13 protein-coding genes are annotated in these 15,597 nt (G+C 70.2%); 3 read left to right on the top strand and 10 right to left on the bottom strand.

Annotated features, from left to right (window positions below; all coding sequences use genetic code 11):
* The first annotated feature begins 14 nt into the window (after positions 1-14).
* On the top strand, positions 15-1,196 hold the full coding sequence (locus tag ASG17_RS11735) for an MFS transporter (protein ID WP_082496273.1): 1,182 nt from the start codon (positions 15-17) through the stop codon (positions 1,194-1,196).
* On the opposite strand, the gene ASG17_RS11730 is transcribed toward ASG17_RS11735, so the two are convergent.
* Together ASG17_RS11730 and ASG17_RS11725 are read right to left on the bottom strand one after the other, a co-directional pair.
* On the bottom strand, positions 1,157-3,658 hold the full coding sequence (locus tag ASG17_RS11730; protein ID WP_056103868.1) for a hypothetical protein: 2,502 nt from the start codon (positions 3,656-3,658) through the stop codon (positions 1,157-1,159). The genes ASG17_RS11735 and ASG17_RS11730 overlap by 40 nt on opposite strands.
* Before the next feature lie 112 nt (positions 3,659-3,770).
* Positions 3,771-3,983, bottom strand: coding sequence for a hypothetical protein (locus tag ASG17_RS11725; protein WP_235560437.1), 213 nt, complete (start codon positions 3,981-3,983; stop codon positions 3,771-3,773).
* Positions 3,984-4,119: 136 nt separating this feature from the next.
* Between ASG17_RS11725 and ASG17_RS11720 the strand changes: the two genes are divergently transcribed.
* A complete protein-coding gene (locus ASG17_RS11720; RefSeq protein WP_056104360.1) occupies positions 4,120-5,577 on the top strand; it encodes a phospholipase D-like domain-containing protein in 1,458 nt (485 codons plus the stop codon).
* On the opposite strand, the gene ASG17_RS11715 is transcribed toward ASG17_RS11720, so the two are convergent.
* From ASG17_RS11715 to folD, 5 genes are all read right to left on the bottom strand, one after another.
* The gene (locus ASG17_RS11715) at positions 5,574-6,299 is read right to left on the bottom strand and encodes an endonuclease/exonuclease/phosphatase family protein (RefSeq protein WP_056103865.1); all 726 of its coding nucleotides are present in this window, start codon (positions 6,297-6,299) and stop codon (positions 5,574-5,576) included. The two genes, ASG17_RS11720 and ASG17_RS11715, sit on opposite strands and share 4 nt — an antisense overlap.
* A gap of 59 nt (positions 6,300-6,358) precedes the next feature.
* Positions 6,359-7,045 (bottom strand): TPM domain-containing protein, encoded by a 687-nt coding sequence (locus tag ASG17_RS11710; RefSeq protein ID WP_235560436.1) that lies wholly within the window; start codon positions 7,043-7,045, stop codon positions 6,359-6,361.
* Entirely contained in the window at positions 7,045-7,884 is an 840-nt protein-coding gene (locus ASG17_RS11705) for a YgcG family protein (RefSeq protein ID WP_056103857.1), read from the bottom strand. Before ASG17_RS11705 ends, ASG17_RS11710 begins: the two co-directional genes overlap by 1 nt.
* Before the next feature lie 6 nt (positions 7,885-7,890).
* The gene (locus ASG17_RS11700) at positions 7,891-8,541 is read right to left on the bottom strand and encodes a LemA family protein (protein WP_056104357.1); all 651 of its coding nucleotides are present in this window, start codon (positions 8,539-8,541) and stop codon (positions 7,891-7,893) included.
* Between the two features lie 84 nt (positions 8,542-8,625).
* Complete coding sequence (gene folD, locus ASG17_RS11695; RefSeq protein WP_056103856.1) at positions 8,626-9,537, bottom strand: bifunctional methylenetetrahydrofolate dehydrogenase/methenyltetrahydrofolate cyclohydrolase FolD; 912 nt, start codon at positions 9,535-9,537, stop codon at positions 8,626-8,628.
* Positions 9,538-9,630: 93 nt separating this feature from the next.
* On the opposite strand from folD, the gene ASG17_RS11690 reads away from it, so the two are divergent.
* Positions 9,631-11,487 carry a PPC domain-containing protein gene (locus ASG17_RS11690; protein ID WP_056103853.1) on the top strand — a complete coding sequence of 619 codons (1,857 nt, stop codon included), beginning with the start codon at positions 9,631-9,633 and terminating at the stop codon, positions 11,485-11,487.
* A 31-nt stretch (positions 11,488-11,518) separates the two neighbouring features.
* Here the strand turns inward: ASG17_RS11690 and hutH are convergent, their stop codons facing one another.
* The 3 genes from hutH to hutG are packed head-to-tail and all read right to left on the bottom strand — an operon-like array spanning position 11,519 to position 15,572.
* Entirely contained in the window at positions 11,519-13,051 is a 1,533-nt protein-coding gene (gene hutH / locus ASG17_RS11685) for a histidine ammonia-lyase (RefSeq protein WP_056103848.1), read from the bottom strand.
* The gene (hutU, locus tag ASG17_RS11680; RefSeq protein ID WP_056103845.1) at positions 13,048-14,706 is read right to left on the bottom strand and encodes a urocanate hydratase; all 1,659 of its coding nucleotides are present in this window, start codon (positions 14,704-14,706) and stop codon (positions 13,048-13,050) included. The genes hutH and hutU overlap by 4 nt, the downstream gene beginning before the upstream one ends.
* Positions 14,703-15,572, bottom strand: a complete 870-nt coding sequence (gene hutG, locus ASG17_RS11675) for an N-formylglutamate deformylase (protein ID WP_056103842.1) — start codon at positions 15,570-15,572, stop codon at positions 14,703-14,705. Before hutG ends, hutU begins: the two co-directional genes overlap by 4 nt.
* Between the last annotated feature and the right edge of the window lie 25 nt (positions 15,573-15,597).

Raw genomic sequence — 15,597 nt, 5'->3', positions numbered from 1 at the left:
CTATGGCGCGCGCCATGTCGCCCACGCGCCGCCTGTCCCTTCAATACGTGCTGCTGTTCGGATCGACGGGCGTCAGCCTGCCGTTCGCCGGCTTGTGGCTGAGCAGCCGGGGATTCAGCGGGGCGGAGATCGGCGTGCTGCTGGCGGCGCCGATGCTGGGGCGGCTGGTGACCGGGCCGTTGATCGCGGTGTGGGCGGACGGGTTCCGGCTGAGACGGACCGCGCTGGCCCTGCTGGGTCTGGCGGCGGCCGCAGGCTACGGGGCCGCGACGCTGGCGTCAGGCCTGCTGCCGGTGGGAGCGGCCTGGTTCGTGGGGGCGACGGCGATGGCGTCGGCCATACCGCTGCTGGACGTGCTGACGCTGAAGCTGGCGGCCAAGAGTGTGCTGCGGTTCTCGCCGCCGCGCGGGTTCGGGTCGGCCGCCTTCGTCGTGGCCAATGTGGCGATGGGGACCCTGCTGACACGTGGCGATCCGGACCTGGTCGTCGGCTGGATCGTGGCGGCGGGCGTGGCCTTTGCGGTTTCGGCGTGGCGGCTGCTGCCGCCAGAACCGGTCGCCGAGGGCGGGCCGCTGGATCGGATGGCGCGCTTCCGAGGGATGCACGACCTGCTGCGCGACCGGGCCTTCACCCTGGCCATCGTCGCGGTCGGACTGACCCAGGCGACGCACGCCTTCTACTACGGGTTCTCGGCGCTGATCTGGAAGGCGCAGGGTTTGAGCGAGGGCGTGACGGGCCTGCTGTGGGCCTTCGCCGTCGGTGTCGAGATCGCCTTCATCTGGTGGCTGGAGCCGTGGCGTCGCCGAGCGGGGGTAGGGGCGCGCGCCCTGCTGCTGATCGGGGCGGCGGCGGCGGTGCTGCGTTGGTCACTGCTGGCGCTGTCTCCGCCGCTGTGGGCGCTATGGCCGTTGCAGGCGCTGCATGCCCTGACCTTTGCGGCGACCTATCTGGCCGGCGTGGATCTGGTCGAGCGCCTCAGTCCGCCACAGGCGCACTCGGCGGCGCAGACGCTGAACTCGGCCCTGTCGTCAGGCGTGCTGATCGGACTGGCGACCATCGCCTCGGGCCCTCTGTTCGATGCAGTCGGCCCGGCGGGCTATCTGGCGATGGCGGGACTGGCGGCGCTGGGCGGCCTGATCAGCCTGTTGTTGCCGGCTCAGCCCAGATCGCCGACCGCCGCGTCCAGCAGCAGGTAGGCCCGGCCGCCGTCGGACGACAGGCTGTCCAACACCGCGCCCGTATCGCCGATCAGGCTACGCAGGTGAACGGCCGTGCTGCGCACATAAGCCTCGACATCCGCCTTCAGTTCGACGTCGCTGAGCACGCGGCGCGAGACGCTGCGGACAGCGGCGGGGGCGACGCGGCGTACGATCTGACGGGCGGTGTCCAGATCACCGGCGGCGATGGCCTGAGCGGCCTCCTGCACGCGGGCGCGGGGCAGAAGGGCGTTCGGATCGACGCCCATCCGGCGGATGGCGGCGGCCACGCGGTCGGCGTTCGAGGACGCGTCCTGCGCCGAGGGCCGGGGTGGGGGGCTGAGGTCGGGGATGATGGTCGGCTCGGACGGGGCGCCGGCCAGATCGTTCCAGTCCATCGGCTCGGACGGCGCAGCCTGGCGAGGGGCGTCCACCGGCGACAGTCGCAGGCGGCCGCGAAGACCGGCGCCGCGATCGCCTTCCGGCATGGGCGCGGCGGGCTCACGGCGGCGAACCGGGGCATTGTCGCCCGAGACGACGCCCATCAGGCGCACGGCCTCGGTCAGCATGTCGTAGTTGCGGCGCACCCGTTCCTGGAAGCCGGCGTCCAGCGCTTCGGTGTCCTCGGCCGCCTTGCGCGAGGCGGCGGACAGGGCTTCCAGACCGGCCTCGACCGTATCGCGAACGGCCTGGACGCGCGCCTCGGCCTCGCGCGGCAGCAGGGCGGCGCGCTGATCGACGTCGGCGATGGCCGACTCGATGCGGGCCAGGGCGCCCGCCAGCTGGTCGGCCAGGTTCTCCAGCCGCTGTTCGGCGCGGCTTCCGGCCTCGTCCACCAGTCCCGTGGTCTCGTGGACCAGACGGCGCGCGCCGGCGATGCGGGCCTCGGCGGCGGCGTCGGCCTTCTGGGCGGCGTCGAACAGCGCTTCGCCCAGACGATCGGTGCGCAACTGGGCGTGTTCGGTCGCTTCCTCCGCCTGGGTGCGGGCCTGGATGGCGGTCGCCTCCAGCGTGGCCAGCGCGCGGCGCGTCTCTTCCACCAGGCCGTCGCGCGCGTCGGCTGCGAGGGCCTCGAAACGATCGAGCGCCTCCTTGGTGGCGTTATCGAAGGAGTCGGCCTCTCGCTGGGACATGTCGACCAAGGCGCGGAACTGGTCGGAAGCGGCCTCGACCAGCTCCTTCAAGCTCTCGGCGCTGCGCTGGGACGTCTGGCCCAGTTCGGAGGCCCCCGCACGCGAGGCGGACAGCTGTTCGATCAGCTGGGCGCGCTGGCTCTCGACCTGTGCGGAGAAGTCTTCCTGATCGGTGCGCAGGGCATAGGCGGCTGTGACCAGGGCGGCGCGCTGCTGGCCCAGTCCTTCTTCGACCGACTGAATCTGATCGGCGACGCCGGTGCCGGCGTTTTCCAGTCGCAGGGTCTGGCGCGACAGATCGTCGGCGGCGATGCGGGCGGCGTCCTGGGCCTCGACGGCAGCGGCGGCCATGTCGGCGGCGCGGGCGGCCAGGGCAGCCTCGGCCTCCCGCAGCTGTGTCTGGGCCAGGTCGGACGCGTCGACGACCATGCGCGACTGGCGCTCGACGGCGTCCAGCACGCCGGCGGCCTGGCGCTCCATGTCGCCGCTGAGGCCGGTCATCAGCTCACGCTCCTGGCCCAGCTGCTCGGTCAGGCGACGGGCGGTGCGGGTGGCGGTGTCGGCCGCCTCGTTCAGGCGGTTGGTTTCCTGCGCCAACGCTTCGCGCAGCAGCGCCATGTCGTTGCGCGCCCGCTCGGCCGTCAGCAGGGCCTGGTCGATGTCGCCGCGCAGGGTGTTCAGGATCGCGCCGCTCTGCTGGGCGGCCAAGGCGGTGGGGGCGACCAGGGCTTCAGCCAGCGAGCGCGCGTGGCGGGTCTCGGCGGCCAGCCCGGCGCCTTGGCGCACTGCGTGGGCCAGCACCAGCGCCAGACCGGCGGGGGCCAGCGCGATAAGCGCATAGACGGCCAGACGCAGGGGCTCCAGCGCGGCCTGACCGGAGCCGGCCTCGAACGCGGCCCAGGAGGCGACGCCGCCCACCCACAGGGCCACGGCGACGCCGGCGACGGCGTAGGCGTAACGGGCTTGCGGCGCCGGGGGCAGGGCGAGGGGCGTCGGGGCCGGGGCGGGTTCCGGTTCGACATGCGCGAGGCTCTGCGCGTCCAGATCCGGCTCGGGATCCACATCGACGGCGACGGGCGGTCGGGCGATCGCCATGGCCATCTCGGCCTCGGCCTGCATCCTGCGGCGGCGACGCTCTGACATGAAGGGGCGATCGTCGCGCGGACCGGTCGCGTCCTCGGCGGCGAGGTCGGGCGACGGATCCGCAATCGGCTCGATCGACGTGTCGGGCGATGCCGCGTCCTGCGTCGTCTCGAAGACCGGCTCGACCACCGGGCCGTCGGTCGTCGATCGGGTCGAGCGCGAGGACGTGCGGACGCGGGATTTCATGACGGCGCCAAATCTCCAGGGTTCCCGCGACGGGCGAACGCGCAGGTGAAAAACCCTAGCGGCTGGAACGACAAGATCAAAGCCGAATGGACCCGTTTCCGGGTCTGGGGGATCAGCAGTCGGTGTTCGACTTGACGGCGAAGCCCGCCGAGCTGCTCGCATCGCCGCATTCGTGGACGCGGTGGACCTCGCGGTCCTGATCGGCGGAATGCAGGTTGAGGCCAAGCGGAGACAGGACCGCAGCCGCAAGCAGCGCGATCAGTGCGACCAGCATGTCAATCAGCGCCTGCACCGCTGAGAGCTCCTCATGAACCAGCGCTATCATGCGCGTTCTCGTGCGGAACGACAATGACCACGCCGATTTATACAGCTCCGTTTACGCCGCCGCCGCGCCGTGCGAGGCATTGGCGGCTGGCGCGGACCAGCCTTCCCACACGATTTCGTTGTCCGAGCCCGAGGCCATGACCGTACCGACCGCGGCGAGCCAGTACCCGGACACCCTGCTGGCCGGTCCTGCCGTGTGGCGCGCGGAGACGGCGCATCGCTTCACGCCGCTGATGGAGAACGCGGCCTATTTCGACGCCCTGGCGTCGGCCCTGCACAAGGCGCAGCGATCTATCGTCATCCTGGGCTGGCAGTTCGATCCGCGCACCCACCTGGACGTCCAGGCGCGCGCCGGCGACCGCCATGCCGAAATCGGGCATCAGCTGCGGATGCTGGTCAAACAGCGGCCCGACCTTGATGTGCGCCTGCTGATCTGGAGGTCGCCGCTGCTCATCGCGGCGTCGCAGGGCTTCTATCCGCAGAAGGCGCTGCGGTGGTTCAAGAAGCGGATGGTGGAGTTCCGGCTGGATTCACCCGGCCCCATCGGCGCCTGCCATCACCAGAAGGTCGTGGTCATCGACGACGCCGTCGCCTTCTGCGGCGGGGGCGACATCTCTGTGGACCGATGGGACTGCGCCGAGCATCTGGACGATGATCCGCGCCGCTGCCAGCCGTCGGGACTGTTCAGCGCGCCCCGTCACGAGGCGATGGCGGTGATGGACGGCCCGGCGGCGCGGGCCTTGGGCGATCTGGCGCGAGAGCGCTGGTTCCGGGCGACCTGGGAGCGGACCGTGCCGCAGCACGTCGCGCATGACCCCTGGCCGACCGGCATCGAACCGCTGCTGCGCGACGTGCCGGTCGGCATCGCCCGGACGGAGCCGAAATGGGGTGGCCGGCACGAGGTGCGCGAGAACGAGGCCCTGCACCTGAGCGCCATCAAGGCTGCGAAGTCGCTGATCTATTTCGAGAACCAGTACTTTACCTCACCGGTGATCGCCCAGGCGCTGGCAGAGCGTCTGCGCGAGCCGGACGGGCCCGAGGTCGTGCTGATCTCGACGGGCAGCAGCCCGAGCTGGTTCGACAAGATGACGATGGATACGGCGCGGACCGAGGTGCTGTACCGGCTGGAGCAGGCGGACCTGCATGACCGCTTCTTCGCCTTCAGTCCGCGCACGCCGGCGGGCGAGCGGATCATCGTCCACGCCAAGCTGACCATCATCGACGACAGGCTTCTGCGGATCGGATCGACCAATCTGAACAACCGTTCGCTGGGCCTGGACACCGAGTGCGACATCGCCACCGAGGTAACGCAAGAGGCCGACGTCGCGGCCGTGCGCGATTATCGCCGCAACTCCATCGCGCACTTCCTGGGCGTCTCCGGGCGAGACTATTCGGCGGCCGAGGCGGTCATGGGGTCGCCCGGCCGGGCGATGCGGGGGTTCGATTCGCCGCGCATGGCGTCGCTGGGTTCGGCGGCGCCGACCCGGCTCGAGCATTTCGTCGCCGCCTGGCAGCTGGGCGACCCGACCTCGTCATCGGACGCCTGGCGGCCGTGGAGGCGCAGAAATCCGTCGCAGCGTCGGCTTGAGGGCTAGACCAGCTCAAAGTCCAGGATCAGCGGCAGGTGGTCGGACGCCATGCGATCCAGCGGCGAAAAGGGCGCATGCACCCGCGTCGGCCGCACCTGCGGACTGATGAAGAAATGGTCGATCCGGATGGCCGGAAAGCCGGACGGGAAGGTCTTCACCGTCGGCTTAACGCCAAGAACGCGCTGGGCGTCCGCCAGCTTGCGGGTGAGCGCCTGATAGGGGCGGGTGATCGAGGTGGCGTTGAAGTCGCCGGTCAGGATGGTCGGCCCCTCGCAGGCCCCCAGCCATTCGCGGGAGGTCAGGGCCGCCGCCTGAAGGCGCTGTTCACGCGGCACCAGGCCCAGATGGGTGTTCAGGACGTTCAGCTTGACGCCGCCGAAGTCGATCTCGGACCACAGCGCGCCGCGCGGCTCCAGCCCCGGCACACCCTTGATGCTGGGCAGCGCGCCCGCCTTGACCAGCCGCTCCGGCCAAGGGGTCAGGATGGCGTCGCCGTAAAGCTCCGCCTCCACGCGCATGGCGGGATGGAAGCGCGAGCTCATGGACAGGCGGTCGGCGATGGCCCGGGCCTGATCGACGTGACCGGTGCGGGCGCGCCCGACGTCCAGCTCTTGCAAGCAGACGATGTCGGGCTCGTGCTCGGCGATCACGGCGGCGATCCGCTCGACATCGAGCTTTCGATCGACGCCGACGCAGCGGTGAACGTTATAGGTCAGCAGGCGAGGCATGCGTGCGCAGGGCTAGGCCGATCTTGTGAAGATTGCGACCCCCAACCCGGTCTGGGCGATCAAATCTCGACAAGCCGGTCGGGCAGTTCGTTGATGTCGTTCGGGCGCGGCGGGAAGTGGGCCGCCAGGACGTCGCCGCACAAGGCGATGGCCTTTTCGAAACCGTCGACGGGACGTTTGGCGGCGAGGCCGGCGGTCAGCGCCTTGACCGCCTCGCCCCAGACTTCGGGATCGACCTTGTCGTGGATCCCCTGGTCGGCCAGCACCTCGACCTGATGGTCGGCGGCGCATGCGAACAGCAGGACGCCGGTACGCTGCTCGGTCAGGTGCAGGCCGTGCGCCATGAACTGACGCAGCGCGGCCTGGCGCGTGCGGTGACGGCGCACGGAGCGCGGCGTCATCCAGCGCTTCACCGTCGGAATGCGGCCCAGCAGGTAGAACGCCAGGAAGACGGCGGCCTGAATGACGGCATAGGCGCCGATCGATCGTGCGATCGCGAAGTCGCGCGCCGCGAGATGGGCGGGCTCCCAGGTATCCGCCAGGCCCGGAAGCCACGCCGGATCGAAGCCCAGCGGCACCAGCGCCAGCGGAAGAATGAAGGCCGCCGCAGCCGCCCAGGCCAGGCCCACGTCCTGATAGGACGAAACGCTGCGGGCGATGACGCAGAAGACCTCGCCCGAGGTGTTGGCCTCGGCCTGCTGGATGGCCGTTGCGATGCGGCCGTGATCGTCGGTCGTGAGGCGCATCACCATCCTCCCGAGGCGCCGCCGCCGCCGAAGCCGCCGCCGCCTCCGCCAAAGCCGCCGCCCCCGCCGCCGAAGCCTCCACCGCCGCCGAAGCCGCCGCCCCCGCCGCGATTGCGCAGGGCCTCGGACGCCGCCCAGATGACGATCGGCGCCAGGCCGTCCGCGCCGCGCCGGCGCCGGCCGCCGCGACCGGCGCGACTGACCAGACTGAGGGCGATGAACAGCAGCACGACGGCGATCAGCAGGCCCGGCGCGATCGGAATCTCGCGAGTCTCGGACTGCCGCTCGGCGGCCGCGCGGGCGCGGGTCTGCGCTTCGGCCGGATCCAGACGCATCTGGGCGGCCAGGGCGTCGACGCCCTGTTCAACGCCGCGCTCGAACGCTCCGTCCCGGAATGCGGGCAGGATGTCGTTGGCGATCAGTTGCGACGAGAAGGCGTCGGTCAGGATGGGTTCGAGGCCGTAGCCGACCTCGACCCGCACGCGGCGCTCATTGGGCGCGACGATCAGGATGGCGCCGTTGTTCGTCTGCGACTGGCCGATGCCCCAGTGGCGGCCGAGGCGATAGCCGTAGTCCTCGATCTCCTGTCCGTTCAGGCTGTCGAGGGTGACGACAACCAGCTGGTCGCTGGTCTCGGCCTCCAGCGCGGCCAGCTTCTGCGTGATGCGGGCCTCGGCCTCGGGCTGGATCAGGTCGGCCTGATCGACCACGCGGCCGGTGAGCGCGGGAAAGCTGTCGGCCGCCAGAGCGGGCAGGGCGACCAGCAACAGGCACAGGACCATGAGCGCCTGCGCCAGCCGAACCGGTGTCCGGCGCAGGTCCCGGGCGATGTTCACCATCCCCGCTTACTGGGCCGCTGGAGCTGCGGCCGGGGCTGGCGCCCCCGCTTGGGCAGGCGCGCCGTTCAGGTTGAAGTTCACCGTAGGCGCGCTTTGAGCCTCGGCCGTGGCTGTGAACAGCTGCATCTCTTTCGAACCGGAGTGTGCGGTCTTGGCCCAGATCACGCTCGGGAAGGTCCGCAGCGAGGTGTTGTAGCCGCGAACGGCCTCGTTGTAGTCGCGCCGGGCGATGCCGATGCGGTTTTCGGTGCCCTCGAGCTGGGCCTGAAGCGTCAGGAAGTTCTGATTGGCCTGCAGCTGCGGATAGGCTTCCACCGTCACCAGCAGGCGCGACAGGGCGCCGGTCAGCTGGCCTTGCGCCTGCTGATAGGCCTGGAAGGCCTGCGGATTGTCGAGGTCGTCGGCGTTGACCTGGACCGAGGTGGCGCGGGCGCGGGCGTTGATGACGTCCGTCAGCGTCGTCCGCTCCTGGATGGCCGAGGCCTGGACGGTGGCGACCAGGTTGGGGATCAGGTCGGCGCGGCGCTGGTACTGGCTCTGGACGTCGGCCCAGGTCGCCTCGGCCTTCTCCTGCTTGGTCGGGATGGTGTTGTAACCGCAACCGGCCAGGGGCGTGGCCATCAGGGCGGCGGCGGTGAGGAGGGCTGCGCGGTTCATCGACGTCTCCGTGGCCGGGGCGTCTGCGCGCCCCGCGGCATCCATATTCGCATCCTGCGGACCAGCTTCAAGCCGTCGCAGACATCAGAGCGTCAAAGCGTCCGGTTCGATCCCCATCGACCGGCAGCACGCCGTATAAGTGTTGGCCAGCAAGCAGGCGATCGTCATGGGGCCGACGCCCCCCGGGACGGGCGTGATGGCGCCGGCGACGGCGGCGGCCTCTTCGAAAGCCACGTCGCCGACCACGCGGGTCTTGCCCTCGGCCGCTTTGACGGGGTCGCGCGAGGGCACGCGGTTGATGCCCACGTCGATGACCGTGGCCCCGGGCTTGATCCAGTCGCTGCGCACCATCTCCGGGCGGCCGACGGCGGCCACGACGATATCGGCGGCGCGGCACAGGGCCGGCAGGTCCCTGGTGCGCGAGTGGGCGATGGTGACGGTGCAGCTCTCGGCAAGCAGCAGCTGGGCCATCGGCTTGCCGACGATGTTGGAGCGGCCGACGACCACGGCGTTCAGCCCGGTCAGGTCGCCCAGCTCGGCCTTCAGCAGCATGATGCAGCCCAGTGGCGTGCAGGGCACAAGCCCCGGCAGGCCGACGGCCAGTCGGCCGGCGTTGACGACGTGAAAGCCGTCGACGTCCTTGTCCGGGTCGATGGCGGACAGGACCGCGTTGGCGTCGATCTGATCGGGCAGAGGCAGCTGCACCAGAATGCCGTGGATGCCGGGGTCGTTGTTCAGCTGATCCACCAGCGCCAGAAGGTCGGCCTGGCTGGTCGCGGCGTCCAGCCGGTGGGTGTCCGAGCGCATGCCCGCCTCGCGCGTCCGCTCGCCCTTGGAGCGCACGTAGATCTGGCTGGCGGGGTCCTCGCCCACGATCACCACGGCCAGGCCGGGGACGCGGTCATGCGCGGCCTTCATGCGGCCGACGGCCTCGGTGACACGCGCCACCAGGGTCTGGGAGGCGGCCTTGCCGTCGATGAGGCGGGCGGTGCTCATACCGTGTCGTTTTTCCTGCGGGAGGGATGCGCGGCGATTTACAGACGACAGGGTTCGGCGTCTATCATCGCGGCAATTCACCGGGGGACCGCCATGCGCGCCAAGACGATTCTGCTCGCCGCCAGCTCGCTGGCCATCCTCGCATCGGCGACCGGCGCAGCCGCCCAAACCGCCCTGCGGATCGGCGCGACCGTCCAGGGCCAACTCAGCGCCAACGATCCGATGGTGGAAGGCGACGCGGACGGCGCCGGGGCCTATCGCTACGAAGACTATTCGGTGCGTCTGCGCGCCGGCCAGAGGTTCGAGGCGGTGATGCGCTCCGAGGCGTTCGACACCTATCTGGAGCTGTTCGTGGCGGGGGACACGACCGAATCGCTGGCCAGCGACGACGACGGTCTGGGCGAGGGGACGAACTCGCGCCTGCGCTTCACGCCGACAGCGGCCGGCGATTACACCCTGAGGGCCCGGACCTTTTCGGGCACGGACGGCGGCGACTTCAGCCTGACGGCGCGCGAGCGGCCGCGGTCGCCACGCGCCCCGCGTCCCCGGCCCATCACGGTCGGGGCCGAGGTTTCCGGCGTGCTGGATGATCGCGATCCTGAACTGGATTCGGGCGCCCACTACGACGCCTATGCTTTCCGCGCGGCGGAGGGTCAGCGTTTCGCCATCAGCCTGAACTCCGACGCCTTCGACCCCGTGCTGCAGGTCGGGCGTATGGCGGGCGGCGAGTTCACCGAGACGGCGTCGAACGATGACGGTCCAAGCCGGGGGCTGAACTCCTATCTGGTCTTCACCGCGCCCAGCGCCGGCGAGTACGTTGTACGCGCCACGCCGCTGGTGGACACCGGGGCCGGCGCCTACACGCTGGCGCTGGCGGACGGGCCGGCCCCGCGCGCGGCCCAGGCTGTCGCTGTCGGCGATACGGTCGACGGCTCGCTGACGGCCGAGGACGGATCGAACGACCAGGGTCTGCGCTCCGACGCCTATCGCTTCACCGGCCGGGCCGGCCAGATCGTGACAGCGACCCTGAGCTCGGACGCCTTCGACACCTATCTGGCGCTGTATGGCCCGGACGACGGCTCGACGCCGCTGGCCGAGGACGACGACGGGGCCGGCGAGGGCACCAACTCGCGCCTGTCCTTCACCCTGCCCAGCGACGGCGACTATCTGATCGAGGCGCGCGGATTCAGCGACGACGCCACCGGCGACTACAAGCTCGAGCTCGTCGAGACGCCGCCGCCGCCGCCGCCCGCGGCTGTGGTGTTCGGCGAGACGGTGCAGGGCGCCCTGACCGACGAGGACGGCGTCGATGCGGAAGGCCGCAAGTTCGACGCCTATTCTGTCACCCTGCAGGCCGGCCAGCGGATCCAGGCCATCATGCGGTCGGGCGACTTCGACACCTATCTGGAGGTGGCCAGCACGGCCGAACCGTACACCGCCCTGGCCAGCGACGACGACGGTCTGCAGCAGGGCACGGACTCGCGCCTGAACTTCACGGCCACCGAGGCCGGCGACTATGTCGTGCGGGCGCTGCCGCTGTCGGCCGAGAACGACGGCCTCTATTCGCTGCAGATCATCGACCGGGGCCCCGAGCCGACGCCCGGCAGCATCATCGTCGGCGCCACGGCGCGCGGCAGCCTGACCGACGCCGACGCCATCGCACCGGAGGGCGGCTATTACGACGCCTACACGATCCAGGCCAAGAAGGACGAGAAGCTGGTCATCACCCTGGTGTCCAACGACTTCGACGCGCTGATCGAGGTTGGGCGGACCAATGAGGCGGGCGAATGGGAAAGCCTGGCGTCCGATGACGACAGCCTCTCGGACACCCACGCCCGTCTGGAATGGACGCCGGATGCGGACGGCGCCTACGAGCTGCGCGCCCGCAGCTTCGCACCGGCCTCGATGGGAGACTATGCCCTGATGGTGGAGCGCAAGCCGGCGGTTTGATCGCTTCTCTCTCCCAGAGGGAGCGGAGGAGTCACTTCTCCGACGGCAGCAGTTCGCCGGCGAACACGCGATAGCGCCCCGCGCGCACCGTATCCGCAGCACGCTTGATGTCCGGCGCGAAGTAGTGGTCGCTGGTGTAGGGCGCGGCGGCCTCGCGGACGATCGCGACCACGGCCTCCAGCTCGGGCGAGCTGGTCAACGGGCGGTGGAACTCCATCCCCTGGGCGGCGGCCAGCAGTTCGATGCCGACCACAGCCGCGGCGTTCTCGGCCATGTCCAGCAGACGCCGCGCGCCGTGGGTGGCCATGGAGACGTGGTCTTCCTGATTGGCGCTGGTCGGCACGGTGTCGACGCTGCACGGATGGGCGACCATGCGGTTCTCGGCGACCAGGGCGGCGGCCGTCACCTGTGCGATCATGAAGCCTGAGTTCAGGCCGCTCTCGCGCACCAGGAAGGCGGGCAGTTCGCTCATCTTGGGATCGACCAGGATGGCGGTGCGGCGCTCGGAAATGTTGCCGATCTCGCACAGGGCCATGGCGATCTGATCGGCCGCAAAGGCGACGGGTTCGGCGTGGAAATTGCCGCCGGAAATCACCTCGCCATCCTCGAAGAAGACCAGCGGATTGTCGGTCACGGCGTTCGCTTCGCGCGCCAGGGTGGCGGCGGCCATGCCCAGCTGGTCGATGATGGCGCCCATGACCTGGGGCTGGCAGCGCAGGGAGTAGGGGTCCTGCACCTTCGAGTCGTGCTCGAGGTGCGAGGCGCGGATGGCGGAGCCGGCCATCAGGTCACGCAGGCGGGCGGCGACGGCGATCTGGCCGGGCTGGCCGCGCAGGGCGTGGATGCGGGCGTCGAACGGGGTGTCCGACCCCTTCAGCGCATCGACCGACAGGCCGCCCGCCGCGACGGCGGCGGCGAAGACGTCCTCGGCCGCGAACAGGCCGGCCAGCGCTAGCGCCGTCGAGCACTGGGTGCCGTTCAGCAGAGCCAGACCCTCCTTGGGGCCGAGCGTGAGGGGCTTGAGACCGACGCGGGCCAGGGCCGCCTCGGCGGGCAAAGTCTGGCCGTCGCGAACGGCTTCGCCCACGCCGATGAGGACGCAGGACATGTGAGCCAGCGGGGCCAGGTCGCCCGAGGCGCCGACCGAGCCCTTGGACGGGATGACGGGCAGGACGTCGGCGTTGATGAGCTTGAGCAGAGCCTCCAGTGTCTCGCGACGGATGCCGGACGCACCCTTGGACAGGCTGGCGATTTTCAGGAGCATCAGCAGGCGGGTGACGCCCGCATCCAGCGGCGCGCCGACGCCGCAGGCGTGGCTGAGCACCAGGTTCTTCTGCAGCGTCTCCAGATGGCCGGACGCGATCGAGGTGTTGGCCAGCAGGCCGAAGCCGGTGTTGACGCCGTAGACGGTGCGCCCCTCGGCGACGATGGCCTCGATGGCGGCGGACCCGCGCTCGACATCGGCCCAGGCGGCGTCGGTCAGGGTGACGGCGACGGGACCGAGGCGGGCGAGGCGAAGTTGGGCGAGCGTCAGCGGCGCGGCGCCGATCCGGATGGCGGTCATGTCAGGCTCGGCAGGTTAAGGCCGTGCTCGCGGGCCGCGGCCTTGGCGATGTCGTAGCCGGCGTCGGCGTGGCGCATGACGCCGGTGGCGGGGTCGTTCCAGAGGACGCGGTCGAGGCGCTTCGCGGCCTCGGGCGTGCCGTCGGCGACGATGACGACGCCGGAGTGCTGGGAGTAGCCCATGCCCACCCCGCCGCCGTGGTGCAGCGACACCCAGGAGCCGCCGGACGCTGTGTTCAGCAGGGCGTTCAGTAGTGGCCAGTCGCTGACGGCGTCCGAGCCGTCCTGCATGGCCTCGGTCTCGCGGTTGGGGCTGGCGACGGAACCGCTGTCGAGATGGTCGCGGCCGATGACGATGGGGCCGCTGAGTTCGCCGGACGCCACCATCTCGTTGAACATCAGGCCGGCGCGGTGGCGGTCGCCCAGGCCGATCCAGCAGATGCGCGCGGGCAGGCCCTGGAAGGCGATCCGTTCGCCCGCCATGTCCAGCCAGCGGTGGAGGCCGGCGTTGTCGGGGAACAGCCGCTTCATGGCCGCGTCGGTCTTGCGGATGTCCTCCGGATCGCCGGTCAGGGCAGCCCAGCGGAAGGGACCGATGCCCCTGCAGAACAGGGGGCGGATGTAGGCGGGGACGAAGCCGGGGAAGTCGAAGGCCTTCGTCACACCCACGTCAAAGGCGACCTGCCGGATGTTGTTGCCGTAATCGACGACGGGGATGCCGGCCGCCTGGAAATCGAGCATGGCCTGAACGTGGTCAATGATTGATTGACGCGCCGCCGTCGCCACAGCCTGCGGGTCGGAGACGCGCTTGTCTTCCCATTCCGCGACCGTCCAGCCCTTGGGAAGATAGCCGTTGATCAGGTCGTGGGCGCTGGTCTGGTCAGTGACCAGATCGGGCCGAACGCCGCGCTTCACCAATTCAGGCAGAACATCCGCTGCATTGCCCAACAGACCGACGGATATGGGTTTTCCACCAGCGTTGGCGTCGTCGATCAGCGCCAGAGCCTCATCGATCGTTTGAGCCATCACGTCGAGGTAGCCGGTTTTCAGCCGCATCTCGATCCGGCTGCGCTGGCATTCGACGGCTAGGCAGGAGGCGCCCGCCATGGTCGCGGCCAGGGTCTGGGCGCCGCCCATGCCGCCGAGGCCCGCGGTCAAGATCCACCTGCCCGACCAGTCGCCGCCGTAATGCTGGCGGCCGGCCTCCATGAAAGTCTCGTAGGTGCCCTGAACGATGCCTTGGGTGCCGATGTAGATCCACGAGCCGGCGGTCATCTGGCCGTACATGGCCAGGCCCTTCTTATCGAGCTCGTTGAAGTGGTCCCAGGTCGCCCATTTAGGCACCAGGTTGGAGTTGGCGATCAGCACCCGCGGGGCGTCGGCATGGGTGCGGAAGACGCCGACAGGCTTGCCCGACTGGACCAACAGGGTCTCTTCCTCGCCCAGGCTCTGCAACGTCTCGACGATGCGGTCGAAGCTGGCCCAGTCGCGCGCCGCCTTGCCGATGCCGCCGTAGACCACGAGGTCCTGCGGCCGCTCGGCCACCTCGGGGTCGAGGTTGTTCATCAGCATGCGCATCGCCGCCTCTGCGGCCCAGGTCTTCGCGGTCTTCTCCGGGCCGCGCGGCGCGCGGACGATACGGGCGTTCTGGGTCATCGTTGGCTCTCGGCGAAGGCGATGCAGGCGCCGAGGACGCGGCGCAGGTGGCCGCGCATGGGCTCGGCGCGTTCGGGATCGTAGGGGCTGGGCCAGTTGGCCTCGGACACCGGGCCGGCTGGATCGAGCATGTAGCCGCGGTCGGCCAGCTCCATCTGGATCGCGTGGACGGCATGTTTCGTTTGCCTATCGCCACCCGCGCGGCGGTCGGCTGCTTGAGGCGGGTGCGGCTGCCCGTAATGGCGCGTGGTCCAGCCGCCCTTGAAGCGACCGTTCAGGACCAGGGTCTGGCCGCTGACGGCGCAGGCGGCCTCGACGGCGCGGGACAGGTCGGGCGAGCAGGTCGTTCCGCCGTTGTCGCCGATGTTGAACTGCGGCAGCTCTCCCGCGAACAGGCGCGGCACGATCGAGCGGATCGAGTGGGCGTCATACAGGACGACGGGGCCGGTCGCGCGCAGGCGGTCGATCTGGGTCTGCAGGGCGGCGTGGTAGGGGTCGAACCAGGTGGCGCGGCGCTCGGCGATCTCGGCCTCGTCCGGCGTCTGGCCCGGCAGATAGAGCGGTTCGCCGTCGAACGTCTCGGTGGGGCAAAGGCCCGTGGTCGTCATGCCGGGATAGAGCGAGGCGCCCGACGGGTCGCGGTTCACGTCGATGACGCTGCGACTGATGGCGGTGCGGACCAAGGTCGCGCCCATGTCGGCGGCGAAGTCGTAGAGACGGTCCACCCACCAGTCGGCGTCCTTGCGGGCCAGCCAGGGCGAAGTCATCCGCGCCTCGATGGCCGCCGGGATGTCCGTGCCGGTGTGCGGCAGGCCGATGACCAAGGGTGCAGCTCCCTCGTGGATAGTCAGCCAGTCATGCGCCACGTCCAGCCTCCCTCGCCAAATCGAT

This window comes from Brevundimonas sp. Leaf363 (assembly GCF_001424025.1).
Lineage (GTDB): Bacteria > Pseudomonadota > Alphaproteobacteria > Caulobacterales > Caulobacteraceae > Brevundimonas.
The sequence above is the reverse complement of the archived record's forward strand: the minus strand, read 5'-3'. Positions and strand labels throughout refer to the sequence as shown.